This window comes from Hydrogenophaga sp. (assembly GCF_014773545.1).
Taxonomy (GTDB): domain Bacteria; phylum Pseudomonadota; class Gammaproteobacteria; order Burkholderiales; family Burkholderiaceae_C; genus Hydrogenophaga.
In genome coordinates, this window is sequence record NZ_SDDV01000003.1 from 118,930 (window position 1) to 132,451 (window position 13,522).

13 protein-coding genes and 2 pseudogenes are annotated in these 13,522 nt (G+C 63.8%); 8 read left to right on the forward strand and 7 right to left on the reverse strand.

Going from position 1 to position 13,522, the window contains the following annotated elements:
• Positions 1 to 3: 3 nt before the first annotated feature.
• Positions 4 to 714 carry an ABC transporter ATP-binding protein gene (locus tag EST26_RS03380; protein ID WP_291065457.1) on the reverse strand — a complete coding sequence of 237 codons (711 nt, stop codon included), beginning with the start codon at positions 712 to 714 and terminating at the stop codon, positions 4 to 6.
• Between the two features lie 60 nt (positions 715 to 774).
• The gene (locus tag EST26_RS03385) at positions 775 to 1,377 is read right to left on the reverse strand and encodes an isochorismatase family protein (RefSeq protein ID WP_291065459.1); all 603 of its coding nucleotides are present in this window, start codon (positions 1,375 to 1,377) and stop codon (positions 775 to 777) included.
• 195 nt (positions 1,378 to 1,572) lie between these two features.
• Here EST26_RS03385 and EST26_RS03390 point away from each other — a divergent pair, with 195 nt between their 5' ends.
• The 5 genes from EST26_RS03390 to EST26_RS03410 all read left to right on the forward strand — a co-directional run bounded on the left by EST26_RS03390 (position 1,573) and on the right by EST26_RS03410 (position 3,692).
• Positions 1,573 to 1,890, forward strand: coding sequence for a hypothetical protein (locus tag EST26_RS03390; protein ID WP_291065461.1), 318 nt, complete (start codon positions 1,573 to 1,575; stop codon positions 1,888 to 1,890).
• Complete coding sequence (locus tag EST26_RS03395; protein WP_291065462.1) at positions 1,881 to 2,333, forward strand: polymer-forming cytoskeletal protein; 453 nt, start codon at positions 1,881 to 1,883, stop codon at positions 2,331 to 2,333. Before EST26_RS03390 ends, EST26_RS03395 begins: the two co-directional genes overlap by 10 nt.
• A 5-nt stretch (positions 2,334 to 2,338) precedes the next feature.
• Positions 2,339 to 2,932, forward strand: a complete 594-nt coding sequence (locus EST26_RS03400) for a polymer-forming cytoskeletal protein (RefSeq protein ID WP_291065464.1) — start codon at positions 2,339 to 2,341, stop codon at positions 2,930 to 2,932.
• 24 nt (positions 2,933 to 2,956) lie between these two features.
• Positions 2,957 to 3,184: a hypothetical protein gene (locus tag EST26_RS03405; protein ID WP_291065466.1), complete on the forward strand. Its 228-nt coding sequence runs from the start codon at positions 2,957 to 2,959 to the stop codon at positions 3,182 to 3,184.
• A gap of 91 nt (positions 3,185 to 3,275) precedes the next feature.
• Complete coding sequence (locus EST26_RS03410; RefSeq protein ID WP_291065468.1) at positions 3,276 to 3,692, forward strand: polymer-forming cytoskeletal protein; 417 nt, start codon at positions 3,276 to 3,278, stop codon at positions 3,690 to 3,692.
• Positions 3,693 to 3,738: 46 nt separating this feature from the next.
• Here the strand turns inward: EST26_RS03410 and ppa are convergent, their stop codons facing one another.
• On the reverse strand, positions 3,739 to 4,275 hold the full coding sequence (gene ppa, locus EST26_RS03415) for an inorganic diphosphatase (protein WP_291065470.1): 537 nt from the start codon (positions 4,273 to 4,275) through the stop codon (positions 3,739 to 3,741).
• 255 nt (positions 4,276 to 4,530) lie between these two features.
• On the opposite strand from ppa, the pseudogene EST26_RS03420 reads away from it, so the two are divergent.
• A pseudogene (locus EST26_RS03420) lies at positions 4,531 to 5,028 on the forward strand (sodium/proton-translocating pyrophosphatase); the annotation flags it as partial.
• 23 nt (positions 5,029 to 5,051) lie between these two features.
• Here the strand turns inward: EST26_RS03420 and EST26_RS03425 are convergent.
• Entirely contained in the window at positions 5,052 to 6,254 is a 1,203-nt protein-coding gene (locus EST26_RS03425) for an RNA-guided endonuclease TnpB family protein (protein ID WP_291065472.1), read from the reverse strand.
• Positions 6,248 to 6,910: an IS607 family transposase gene (locus tag EST26_RS03430; protein ID WP_291065475.1), complete on the reverse strand. Its 663-nt coding sequence runs from the start codon at positions 6,908 to 6,910 to the stop codon at positions 6,248 to 6,250. The genes EST26_RS03425 and EST26_RS03430 overlap by 7 nt, the downstream gene beginning before the upstream one ends.
• 45 nt (positions 6,911 to 6,955) lie before the next feature.
• Between EST26_RS03430 and EST26_RS03435 the strand changes: the two are divergent.
• Together EST26_RS03435 and EST26_RS03440 are read left to right on the forward strand one after the other, a co-directional pair.
• Positions 6,956 to 8,527: pseudogene (locus EST26_RS03435) on the forward strand (sodium-translocating pyrophosphatase); the annotation flags it as partial.
• Positions 8,528 to 8,828: 301 nt separating this feature from the next.
• On the forward strand, positions 8,829 to 10,556 hold the full coding sequence (locus EST26_RS03440) for a DEAD/DEAH box helicase (RefSeq protein ID WP_291065580.1): 1,728 nt from the start codon (positions 8,829 to 8,831) through the stop codon (positions 10,554 to 10,556).
• A gap of 242 nt (positions 10,557 to 10,798) precedes the next feature.
• Here the strand turns inward: EST26_RS03440 and ftsH are convergent, their stop codons facing one another.
• Positions 10,799 to 12,709, reverse strand: a complete 1,911-nt coding sequence (ftsH, locus tag EST26_RS03445) for an ATP-dependent zinc metalloprotease FtsH (RefSeq protein ID WP_291065477.1) — start codon at positions 12,707 to 12,709, stop codon at positions 10,799 to 10,801.
• A 59-nt stretch (positions 12,710 to 12,768) separates the two neighbouring features.
• Complete coding sequence (locus EST26_RS03450) at positions 12,769 to 13,509, reverse strand: RlmE family RNA methyltransferase (RefSeq protein WP_291065479.1); 741 nt, start codon at positions 13,507 to 13,509, stop codon at positions 12,769 to 12,771.
• Between the last annotated feature and the right edge of the window lie 13 nt (positions 13,510 to 13,522).

Here is a 13,522-nt window from a genome sequence, read left to right on the forward strand (position 1 = left end):
GAATCACCAGTGCAGACTTGCCGCTGCCACCTTGCTCGGGTTGACATGGCTGTGCACGATGCGCCCGTCGGCCAGCCGCAGCACGCGGTCGGCCATGTCGGCAATCGGAACGTTATGCGTGATGACCACGGTGGTGGTGCCCAGCTCGCGGTTGATCTTCTCGATCGCTTGCAGCACCACCACCCCGGTGGCGCAGTCGAGCGCGCCCGTGGGCTCGTCGCACAGCAACACCGCCGGCCGCTTGGCAATGGCACGCGCAATCGCCACCCGCTGCTGCTCGCCACCCGAGAGTTGCGCCACGAAGTGATCCATGCGCGGACCCAGGTCAACCAGGGCCAGCGCTTCTTGCGGCGTCATCGGGTCGGTGGCAATGTCGGTCACCAGCGCCACGTTTTCACGCGCCGTCAGGCTCGGAATCAGGTTGTAGAACTGAAAAACGAAACCCACGTGCTCGCGCCGATAGCGCGTCAGCGCGGCGTCGTCGGCACCGGTCAATTCGTGCCTCTGGCCAGCGTGCAGCCACTGGGCCGAGCCGCTGCTGGCCGTATCCAGCCCGCCCAGGATGTTGAGCAGGGTCGACTTGCCGCTGCCCGAGGCTCCCAGCAACACGACAAATTCGCCGCGCGCCACCTCCAGATCGACGCCGCGCAGCGCATGCACGGCGCTGGCACCGCTGCCGTAAACCTTGCTCAGTCCACGCGCCCGAAAGACCACATCAAGCGCTGCGGACGGCCCAGGACCAGCGGTGCTGGTGAGCGGCGCACGGGCAGACACTTACTTGATGAGTGCCTGAACAGCGCGAAAGGCCGGGTGTTCGGCGCTGCGCAGCCACTCAAAAGCCACCATCTCGGTCGTCACCAACTCGGCACCGGCACCAGCCAGGCGGTCAAAGGCGGCGTCGCGGTTGCGCTCGGTGCGCGAGCCGCAGGCGTCGGTCACCACCCAGACGTCGAATTCTTGTTCGATCAACTCGAGCGCGGTCTGCAGCAGGCAGACATGGGCCTCGCAGCCGGCCAGCACCAGGGTTGATCGCTCGGGCGCGGCCACGGCCGGTTTTTGCAAGTGCTTGGGCAGGCTGCGTGCGTTGCCCGCCGGCGCGCGCGCTGGCGGGCGCAAAAGATCGATCAGGCCGTCGGCGGCGGCACTGAAGTGCATTTTGGCCAAGGTGTGCTGGCACAGCTCGCGCAAAACGGGATCGTTGGGGCCGAGCTTGTCCGGGTTTTGCTCGGTGCCCCAGATCGGCACCTGCATCAGCTTGGCCACCTGAGCCAGTCGCTGCGCCTGCGCCAGCACCTGCGGCCCGTCAGAAATGGCTGGCAACAAGCGGCTTTGGTAATCGACCAGCACCAGTTGGGAGTCAGAGGCGTCGAGCAGCATGGCAGGCTTTCGGCAAAAGAAGTCAAAACAGGTTTATTCTCGCAGACCGGTTGCCGCCCGGCCAGTCTTTTGGCGGCGTCCACCCAGGGCTTCAGAGATCGAGCACCAACTGCGGCGTCTTGCTGCGCGAGCAGCAGGGGGTGAGCAGCGCCCGGCAGCGCGCCAGCGCTCGCCAAACTGGTGTAGTGTTGTCACATGAACCAAACCGATGTTTTTTTCACGCACACCATTGTCGGTGCGCCTTTATCTGTGCCGCTGGGACGCCGACTTGGCCCAGCTCAGGCGCAGGCACAGGGGCTGCACGTTGATCTGGGCCGCGCCACACAGCATTTTTGCCAAGACTGGCAGGGCTGGCTGCTACTGAACCACGCCGACAACTGTCCCGGCCTGCCGCGCCGGCGCCCGGGACGCTGGCGGCGCCGGCTGGAGCGCCACGCGCTGTGGCTGGCCGTGCTGGCGCTGCTCGGCCTGCTGGCCAGCGGGGTATTCTGGGGGGCGGTGGCATGGCGCTGAACCTGGTGCAGGACACACTCACGCTGGATCCGGTCGCCATGAACGTGGTCAACCGGGTGGCTGCGGGCAGCCGGCTCAGCGGCGAGCTTGAGTTCGAGGGGGGCCTGCTGGTGCAGGGCGAGATTTCAGGACGCCTTCGCGTCAACGGCAGTCTGATCGTCTGGGGCACCGGCGTGGTGCGGGGCCGGGTGCGGGTGCTGGGCGACCTCTATCTGTTTGGCCGCCTGGGCGCACCCGGCGCCGCAGCGCACGACAGCAGCCTGGAGTGCCTGGGCACGGCCTACGTCTGCAACACCGCCGTGTCCACCGGCACCTTGCTGGCGCGGCGACTACAGGTCTACGAGGGAGCCGACTTGCAAGGCCCGTTCAAAACCCTCAAAGGGAGCGACGAACTGCCGGTACTGCATGATGTGCAGGCCAGTCCAGGCTCAAGCCCCAGTTGACACACATGAAAGCCAGACGCCACATCCTCCCCAACCGCCACCTGGAGCCGGACATGAACGAGCACGACTCAAGCACGCACGCACGAGCAGCCGATGCGCCCACCCCTACACCCGATTTCAACGAGGAAAACCCAGGCCCGACCGACGCTGCCAGCCGCCTGGAGGTGGACGCAGGCAAGGCCATGCCGCCGACACAGTCGGCCTATCTGCCGCTGCTGCACGTGCCGGCCAGCGCATCCGACCCCATGCCGCCCCGCACACCGGCTTGCAGCCTGCTGGCCGAGGGCATGCAGTTCGTCGGCAACGCCGTGCTGCGCGGCCCGTGCAGCGTGGCTGGCCAGTTCGAGGGCAATCTGAGCCAGGCGCCCGGCACACTGGCAGCGGTGGTGGTGGCACCCAGTGGCCGCGTCAAGGGCGACATCACGGCGCACAAGATCGCCGTCATGGGTCAGACCGACGGTCTGCTCGACTCGGGCCAGGGCGAAGTGACCTTGCACGACAGCGCCAGTGTGTCGGGTCGGGTGCGCTACGGGCGCATCCAGGTCAACGGCGCCGACCTCAACGCCACACTCGAGCGCGTACCGACGGCGCGGCATTGAGCCGGCCTTGCACGCTGCCCAGCCATGGCCAAACCGCGTCCGGCCCACCCTGTTGCGTCATCGTCCAGCCATGCCCTGCCAGACCCTGAAACCCTGCGCCGTTCAGCGCTGCAAGCGAGCTGGCGGCGCGACCGCTGGGTACGCGCGCGCCGTCTGGCCTGGCGCTGGCTGCTGTGGGCTTGCTGGCGCTACGGCCCAGCGGCGTTGCTGCTGCTGGCCGCGCTCGGCGCGCTGGGCCGCTGGCTGCTTTGAACCGCAATGGTGTTGCTGCCCGCGTGCAAAAATCTCATGCACCCATTCCTCAAACCCACAGACGGATTGCACCGTCAGGAGCCCTGACCCGATGAGCCAAAACCACGCCAGCACCCGCCTCGTTCCGGTCGAACGCCTCGCGGCCATCGACAGCCTGATCGCCGAAGGCGCGGTGTTCGAGGGCAACTTCCACACCACGCGCGACCAAGGCATCAAGATCGACGGCCACCTCAAGGGCAACGTGAGCTTCGATACCGGTGGCACGCTGCACGTGGGTCCGCGCGGCGTGATCGAAAACACCCGACTCGAGGCCGATCACGTATTCATCGAAGGCAAGGTGATAGGCAGCGTGGTCGCGCGCAAGGCGCTGGAGATCACAGGCACCGCCACGCTGCTGGGAGACGCCAGCTATGACGAACTGATCGATGTACACCCACGCGCGCGGGTGCGGGGCAAGATCGAGTTTCGCGGCGATATCGACGCCGCCGCACCCCCGGACGAAACCTGACGAGACGCCTGCGCGAAGCCGTCGCGCAGGCCCTGGGGCATGTTCTTCAGTCCTGGGCCTTGGCGTAATTGGCGATGCCGTCCATGATCTCCTGGTGAGCGGCGTCTTTGCCCTCCCAGCCGATGATCTTGACCCACTTGCCGGGCTCGAGGTCTTTGTAGTGCTCGAAGAAGTGCTGAATGGTCTTCAGGCGCATCGGGTTCAGATCTTCCGGCTTTTCCCAGCGGCTGTAGAGCGAGAGCAGCTTGTTGGTCGGCACCGCCAGCACCTTGCCGTCTTCGCCGGCCTCGTCCTGCATCTTCAGAATGCCGATGGCGCGGCAGGTCACCACCACACCCGGAAACAGCGGCACCGGGGTGATCACCAGCACGTCGACCGGGTCGCCGTCGCCGGAAATGGTCCTGGGCACGTAGCCGTAGTTGGTCGGGTAGTGCATCGCCGTGTTCATGAATCGGTCCACGAAGATGGCTCCGGTAGCTTTGTCCACTTCGTACTTGATCGGGTCGGCGTTCATCGGGATCTCGATGATGACGTTGAACGCTTCAGGAACATTGTTGCCAGGGGTGACGTTGTCGAACGACATAGAGTGGGGTGCAGATGGGTTGATAGTGAAAAAACCAGACTTCAGGCCAGTATCCACCCCGATTTTACTGGTCTGAAGCTGACTTTTTGAGTCGGATCATTTTCTGTTTGACACGTTTGCGGCCAAATTCCAGCAGTTGGCCAATCGCCCTGCCCCGCCGCACACAAGCGCAGCGGCCGCACGCGAGGAAGCAACGCCGCCGGGGCCACCCTTGGAAGCGTTGTCCCTTTCCGTCGTAACAAGCGGGGGAAACCTATGGTTGGACAATCTGCGCTGATCTTTGCGTTGGTTTGCGGGCTGCTGGCAGTCGCTTATGGCTTCTGGTCGCGCCGCTGGATTCTTTCTCAAGACCCGGGCAACGCCCGCATGCAGGAAATCGCGGGCGCCATCCAGACCGGCGCCGCGGCTTACCTGGCGCGTCAGTACAAGACGATTGCCATCGTCGGCGTGGCGATCACGCTTTTGATGCTGATTTTTCTCGAACCCTTGAGCGCCCTGGGCTTCGTGCTCGGCGCCGTGCTCTCGGGGCTGTGCGGCTACATCGGCATGAACATCTCGGTGCGCGCCAACGTGCGTACCGCGCAGGCCGCCAGCCGTGGCATCGGGCCCGCACTCGACGTGGCGTTTCGCGGCGGCGCCATCACCGGCATGCTGGTGGTTGGCTTGGGGCTGCTGGGCGTGGCCGGCTTCTTCTGGCTGCTGGTGGGCAACAGCAATTTCACCCCGGTCGCCAACCTGAGCCAGTTGCTCAACCGTTCGTCCATACCTACGCAAAGCTAACCATAGGTAGCTTTGCTGCTGGATTCCTGCTTCACCGAGGCTGGTTTCGTCTTGAGCTTGCGCCCAAGGCCAGAGCCAACTTCTCCACAGGCTGACACGGTGGAACTCACCGCCAGATTTCTTAAATTGATTGCTGCGTTCACATCGCGGTCGTGATCCGCGCCACAGGCAGGACAAGCCCACTCGCGCAGCGCCAGCGGCAAGGTTTCCAACTTATGTCCGCAGTCCGAGCACGTCTTGCTGCTCGGATACCAGCGCTCAGCCAAGACGATCACGCCACCGCGCTGTGCCGCCTTGTACTCCAGTTGCCGGCGGAACTCGAAGAAGCCCATGTCGGAAACAGCCCGCGACAAGCGCCGGTTCTTGACCATGCCGCGCACGTTCAAATCCTCGATGCCGATGGTGTGAAACCGGCGCGTCAGATCAGTCGTGAGTTGGTGCAGCCCATCCTTCCTGACATTGCCGATTCTGGCGTGCAGCCTGGACAACCTGGCCTTGGCCTTCTTGCGGTTCGCCGAGCCTTTGACCTTGCGCGACAAGCCGCGTGAGAGTCGTCTCAACCGGCACAGCAAAGCCTGGTGCGCCTTTGGCCCCGTGATGATTTCTCCCGTTGAGAGTGTCGCCAGTGCCGATACGCCCAAATCCACACCCACCGCGCCTTGGTTTTTGGCTTCTGGCACGCGTGAATCGTCCGGGGTATCGACGGTGATGCTGACAAACCAGCGGTCGGCCACACGGGAGACCGTGGCCGACATGATCTTGCCAGTGAAGCGCAAGGTCTCACGCATCCGCACCCAGCCCAGATGGGGGATGCGGATGCGGGAGCCGTCGATGTCGAATTGGTCGTTGCTCAGGCTGAAACGGTCATGCAGACCTTTCTTTCTGAACTTCGGGAATTTGGCGCGGCCAGCGAAGAAGTTCTTGAAGGCCGCGCCCAACTGGATGATCGCCATCTGCGGCGCGTTCTTGGTGACTTCCAGCATCCACGGGAACTGCTCGGCCTTGATGCTGTTGAGGTGGCGGCGCAGCGCCATTTGTGACGGCTTGGGCAGGATGCTGTCGTGTTTCCATGCTTCGTACTGCCGCTGCCATTCGGCCAGCGCCCAGTTGTAGGCAAAGCGCGCCGTCCCCGCGGCACGGGCAAAGTAAGTCGCCTGCACGTTGTTCGGATCGAGCGCTATTCGGTGGGCAATCAGCATGAGGCTGCCTCCACGGCTTGCTTCACGCCATCGAGCAGCTTCTGGTTCTTGCGCGAGCGGCTGCCGTACAGGCGGGCGCTGAACACAGTGATGATCTCCAGCACGTCTTTCGCCAAATCTTCCTCCGCGTCTGTACCCTGCTGCGCAGGGCTGGCGTCGCTCCGCGAGTTCGTATCCACACCTTTGTTGATGATGAGCACCTCCACGTCTTTCGCTTCGCAGATTGCAAAAACCAGTTCCGCGCCAAAGCGCAACAGACGGTCTTTGTGGGCGATGACCAGGCGACCGACACGCCCCTCGATGATTTCGTCGAGCAGCCGTTTCAAGCCTTTCTTGTTGTAGTTCATGCCGGAGCCCAGATCGGCAATCACCTCGAACGTCCAGCCCTGCTTGGCGCAGTAGAGTTCGAGCACCTGCTTCTGCCGTTCCAGATCATCTTTCTGGTCATGACTGCTAACACGGGCGTAGGCGATGGTTTTACGGTCTTCCTGCGCGGCATGGAACCATTCCGGCTTGAGCTTGGCCAGATCATACCGGCGCTGCCGCCCCGCCGTGCGCTCCGGGATCAGCTTACCCTCGACCTCCCAGCGCCGCAGGGTTGTGATCGACACACCCAACGCTTCAGAGGCTTCGCCTATCGCTACATATCTGTCCATATTGCGCAGTGTTGCATAGATATAGATAGATGTCAAGCGAACTGTTTAAACCCCTTGATCGGCTTTGCCTTTGGCGCTTCGCTGATCTCGATCTTCGCGCGTCTGGGCGGCGGCATCTTCACCAAGGGCGCCGACGTCGGCGCTGACCTGGTCGGCAAGATCGAAGCCGGCATTCCCGAGGACGACCCGCGCAACCCGGCGGTGATTGCCGACAACGTGGGCGACAACGTGGGCGACTGCGCCGGCATGGCCGCCGACCTGTTCGAGACCTACGCCGTGACCTTGATCGCCACCATGGTGCTGGGCGCCCTGCTGGTGGCGGCCGCACCCATGCAAGCGGTGCTGTTGCCCCTGGTGCTGGGCGGCGTCTCGATCATCGGCTCCATCATCGGCTGCTTTTTCGTCAAGGCCAGCCCGGGCATGAAAAACGTCATGCCCGCGCTCTACAAGGGCCTGGCAATCTCGGGCCTGCTGTCCTTGATCGGCTTTTACTTCGCCATTGCCTGGGTGATGCCAGACAACGCCATTCTGGAATCGGGCACGCAGTTGCGCCTGTGGGCCGCCTGCGCCGTCGGGCTGGTGCTGACCGCGCTGCTGGTCTGGATCACCGAGTACTACACCGGCACCCAGTTTGCCCCGGTGCGCCACATCGCGCAGGCTTCGACCACCGGTCACGGCACCAACATCATTGCCGGTTTGGGCGTGTCGATGCGCTCGACCGCCTGGCCGGTGCTCTGCGTCTGCGTCGCCATCTTGGTGGCCTATCAGTTGGCCGGTCTGTACGGCATTGCGATCGCCGCCACCTCGATGCTGAGCATGGCCGGCATCGTGGTCGCGCTCGACTCCTACGGCCCGATCACCGACAACGCCGGCGGCATTGCCGAAATGGCCGAACTGCCCAAGAGCGTGCGCGACGTGACCGACCCGCTCGACGCGGTGGGCAACACCACCAAGGCCGTCACCAAGGGCTACGCCATCGGCTCGGCCGGCCTGGCCGCGCTGGTGCTGTTCGCCGACTACACGCACAAGCTCGAGGCGCACGGCCATCAGATCAGCTTCGATCTGAGCAACCCGATGGTGATCGTCGGCCTGTTCATCGGCGGCCTGATTCCCTACCTGTTCGGCGCCATGGCGATGGAGGCGGTCGGACGCGCGGCCGGCTCGGTGGTGGTCGAGGTGCGGCGCCAGTTCCGTGAAATACCCGGCATCATGGAAGGCACGGCCAAGCCCGATTACGGCAAAGCGGTCGATATGCTGACGGCGTCGGCGATCAAGGAAATGATGATACCCAGCTTGCTGCCGGTCGCCACGCCGATTCTGGTTGGCCTGCTGCTGGGCCCACAGGCGCTGGGCGGCCTGCTGATGGGCACCATCATCACCGGCATCTTCGTCGCCATTTCCATGTGCACCGGCGGCGGCGCCTGGGACAACGCCAAGAAGTACATCGAAGACGGCAACCACGGCGGCAAAGGCAGCGAAGCGCACAAGGCCGCCGTCACCGGAGACACCGTGGGCGACCCCTACAAAGACACCGCCGGCCCGGCGGTCAACCCGCTGATCAAGATCATCAACATCGTCGCGCTGCTGATCGTGCCGCTGCTGCCCATGGCGACCTGAAGCAGTCGCTGGCCACGCCCAGGCACGCAGGCGCGGCGCGCCTGGGTCGGCGCTTGCAGCACCCGCAGCGGCACTGCGCCGGGTGCCAGGCTGTTGTGTTGCGGCGCTCGTGCCATAATGCGCCCGGTCGGGCACTTCAGTTGGCCCGGCTCCAGCACTTCGCTGGGGTGTGCGCAACCCGCGTGCTTGCACCAAATTCCTGCATCCATCTGCCCCAGACTGACCGTTTGTCGCCTGCCACCAGGCAGCGACCAGCGGAGTGGCCGATCCCCACAGCGCCCTGGACGGGCGCCTCATCTACATGAACTTTGACGATCTGAAACTGGCTCCGGCCATCGTTCAAGCCGTGCGCGAGCACGGCTACGAAACCCCCACCCCGATCCAAGTCGAGGCCATTCCGGCCGTGCTGGCCGGGCGCGACCTGCTCGGCGGCGCCCAGACCGGCACCGGCAAGACCGCCGCCTTCATCCTGCCCATGCTGCAACGCTTGAGCCAGGGTGAACGCAGCAAGAACCGCTTTGGCGGAGTAGCCATCCGTGCCCTGGTGCTCACGCCCACGCGTGAACTCGCCGCTCAGGTGGAAGAATCGGCGCGCGTGTACGGCAAACACCTCTCCCTGAGCTCCACCGTCGTTTTCGGTGGCGTCGGCATGAATCCGCAGATCAACGCCATGAAACGCGGCGTTGATATTTTGGTGGCCACGCCGGGTCGTCTGCTCGATTTGCAGCAGCAAGGTTTTCTGGATCTGAGCCAGGTGCAGATGCTGGTGCTGGACGAAGCCGACCGCATGCTCGACATGGGCTTCATCCACGACGTAAAGAAGATCCTGGCCCTGGTGCCAAAAGAAAAGCAGAGCCTGCTGTTCTCCGCCACCTTCAGCGACGAAATCCGCGACCTGGCCAACAACCTGCTGAAAGACCCGCTGAGCATCCAGGTCACGCCGCGCAACACCACGGTGCAACGCATCACGCAGGTGATCCACCCGGTGGGCCGCGGCAAGAAGAAGGCCTTGTTGGCGCACATCATCAACCAGCACAACTGGAGTCAGGTGCTGGTCTTCACCCGCACCAAGTTCGGCGCCAATAACGTGGCCGAATTCCTGAGCAAAAACGGCATTCAAGCCATGGCTTTGCACGGCAACAAGAGCCAAGGCGCGCGCACCCAGGCGCTGGCTGGCTTCAAGAGCGGTGACATTCGCGCCCTGGTGGCGACCGACATTGCCGCGCGCGGCATCGATATCGACGAGCTGCCACACGTGGTGAACTACGAGATCCCGAACGTGTGCGAAGACTATGTACACCGCATTGGCCGCACCGGCCGCGCGGGCAACAGCGGCGAGGCGGTCAACCTGGTGAGCCTGGACGAAGAAGGTTTCATGATGGAAATCGAGCGCTTCACCAAGCAGCAAATTCCGGTGCAGATTTTTCCTGAATTCATGCCTGAGCCGGGCGAGAAGGCCGAACCCATTGCCATGGGTCGCCAGACCATCTGGGGCGGCGCGGGCAAGCCACCCAGCCGCGAGGTGATGGCGGCGGCCGCCAAGGCAGCCCGCAGCGAGATGCTGACCCGGGTACGCGACAAGCGCACCGACGCTCCCGCCGGACGCGCGCTCGACCGGCGCCAGCGCTCGGCTGGCGCCAACCCTGAGCAGCCGCGCAGCGACGCCGAACACAGCGAGAGCCGCCGCAGCGTCGGCGGCCGCAGTGGTGCAGGCAACGCGGGCAGCACCCGCTTTGGCGCTGGTCTGCCGCGCCAAGGCCAAGGCCAGGCACGAAACAACCGCGCAGCGCGCGAGGAACGCGAACCCCGCGGCGAAGGCCAAGAGCGCCAGCCCGGTCCAAACGCCCATCTAGGCAGCCTGCGCATTCGTGAACCGCGTCCGCGCGCCGCCGCACCTGGCGGCCAACCCGACCCGCTACGCACCAGCATCGACTCGATGCGCAGCGGCAAAGGCAAGGGCAAAGAAGGCGGCCAGCGCAGCGGCGGCCCGGCCGACCCGTTGCGCACCAGCTTCGGCCGCCTACGCTAAGAGGCTGAGCTTTGCGCCCATGCCCGCACCCCGCAGCATCAGGCCGCGCCTGCGCGGCCCGCACATGATCCAGCTGCGAATGTGCGGATGGCGCAGACTGCCAGCCATGCGGGCACTGAACCACGCAAGCTGAGCATCAAAAAAAAACGCAGTCTCTACGAGGCTGCGTTTTTTTATGCGCGGGAGGTGGGAGTGGAGCGAGCGGGCATGAGCCGAGCGACGCTCAGCCGCTCAAGGCGCGCTCAGGCTGCCGTGGGCGCCGGATCGCTGGCTACCGCAGGCGTTCCACCACCGCCACCCACAGGCGGGTTGCGCGGCACAAAGTCCTTGGGCGGACGCGGTGCTTTGCCGGCCATGATGTCGTCGATCTGGTCAGCGTCAATCGTTTCCCATTCCAGCAAAGCCGCAGCCATGGCATGCACTTTGTCGCTGTGCTGCTCGATCAGGTCACGCGCCAGCTTGTACTGCTGGTCTATGATGCGACGCACCTCGGCGTCGACTTTTTCCATGGTCTGCTCGCTCATGTGAGTGGTCTTGGTGATCGAGCGGCCCAGAAACACCTCGCCTTCGTTTTCCGCATAGACCATCGGACCGAGAGCGTCTGACATGCCGTAGCGCATGACCATGTCGCGCGCTATGGTGGTGGAGCGCTCGAAGTCGTTGGACGCGCCGGTGGTCATCTGGTGCATGAACACTTCTTCGGCAATGCGGCCGCCAAACAACATGCTGATCTGGCTCAGCATGTAATCCTTGTCGTAGCTGTAGCGGTCTTGCGCCGGCAGGCTCATGGTGACACCGAGCGCACGGCCACGCGGAATGATGGTGACTTTGTGCACCGGGTCGCACTTGGGCAGCAGCTTGCCGATCAGGGCGTGCCCGGACTCGTGGTAAGCGGTGTTGCGGCGCTCGCTCTCGGGCATGACCATGGACTTGCGCTCCGGGCCCATGAAAATCTTGTCCTTGGCCTTCTCGAAGTCCTGCATCTCGACCACGCGGGCGCTGCGCCGCGCCGCCATCAGCGCAGCCTCGTTGCACAGATTGGCCAAGTCGGCGCCGCTCATGCCGGGCGTGCCGCGCGCAATGACGCTGGGGTTGACGTCGGCGCCCAGCGGAACCTTGCGCATATGCACGTTCAAAATCTGCTCGCGGCCGCGAATATCAGGCAGTGTGACGTAGACCTGGCGGTCAAAGCGGCCCGGACGCAGCAAAGCCGCGTCCAGAATGTCGGGCCGGTTGGTGGCGGCGACCACGATCACGCCTGCATTGGTCTCAAAACCGTCCATCTCGACCAGCATCTGGTTGAGCGTTTGTTCGCGCTCGTCGTTGCCACCACCCAGGCCAGCGCCGCGCTGGCGGCCGACCGCGTCGATTTCATCGATGAAGATGATGCAGGGCGCATTCTTTTTGGCATTTTCGAACATGTCGCGCACGCGGGCCGCACCCACGCCGACAAACATTTCCACAAAGTCGGAACCCGAGATGCTGTAAAACGGCACTTTGGCTTCGCCCGCAATGCCCTTGGCCAGCAGCGTCTTGCCGGTGCCCGGCGGACCCACCAGCAACAGGCCGCGCGGAATGCGCCCGCCGAGCTTCTGGAACCGGGCCGGGTCTTTCAGGAAGTCAACCACTTCCTTGACCTCTTCCTTGGCCTCGTCGCAACCGGCCACATCGGCAAAGGTGACGGTGTTGTTGTTCTCATCCATCATGCGGGCCTTGCTCTTGCCGAAGCTGAAAGCACCGCCCTTGCCGCCACCTTGCATCTGGCGCATGAAGTAAATCCAGACGCCGATCAGCAGCAGCATGGGGCCCCAGCTCACCAGCAGAGTCATTAGCAGCGAACCTTCTTCGCGCGGGCGCACATCGAAGGTGACGCCGTGGTAGATCAGGTCGCCGACCAAGCCGCGGTCGAGGAAGGTGGCGGTGGTGCGCACGCGCCGGTCGTCGTGGGTCACGGCCAAAATCTCGGTACCACCCTGGCCCTCCAGAATGGTCGCGCTCTTGATGCGACCGGCCCGGACCTCATCGAGAAATTCAGAATAACCCACCATGGCAGCACCCTGCGCCGGACGGGTGTCAAACTGCTGAAAGACCGTGAAAAGCACCATGGCGATAACCATCCACACGGCGATTTTCGAAAACCACTGGTTGTTCAAGAGCAGCTCCTGGCGGGGGTATTGACAGATAAGGGCATATGGGTTCTATTTTAAGTCTTTCAAGCACGGACACCAGGAATCAGCGATGAAGCCATGAGGGTCGCAGCGTCATTGGGCGCGTGGCACTTCTGCGACACCCGCTTCAGACCCCGACCGCACAAAAAGGTTTCGGATGATTTCTCTCTGGAAGCCTTGGGCTTGATCGCCTTGACCTGGGTGAAAGTTTGACGAAACCGGGCCACCAGCGCATCGTATGCACCGCCATGAAACAGCTTGACCACCAGCGCGCCCTGGGGCTTGAGGTGTTGAGAGGAAAAATCCAGCGCCAGTTCGACCAGGTCGGCAATACGGGCCGCATCGGTCGCGCCAACACCAGACAAATTGGGCGCCATGTCGGACAGCACCAGATCAAGTGCTGCCACGCCGCGCTGCGTCAGCGCCTGCTCGAGTGCGCTCAGCACCTGCGGTTCGCGAAAGTCGCCTTGAATGAAGTGAACCCCTTCGATCGGCTCCATAGACTGCTGATCGATCGCAAAGATGTGGCCGCACAATTCACCCACGGCCGCCCCCTGCGGGCTCAGGCGTCGGCGCAGGTATTGGCTCCAGGCACCCGGAGCTGAACCGAGGTCGAGCACCGACTGTCCGGGCCGTATCAGGCCCAGCGCTTCATCCAGCTCCTTGAGTTTGTAGGCGGCACGGGCGCGGTAGCCGTCCTTGTGCGCCAGCTGCACGTAGGGATCGTTGACGTGCTGGTTGAGCCAGGCCTTGTTGACCTTTTTGCTCTGAGTTTTGACTTTCATGCCCATCGGGGAC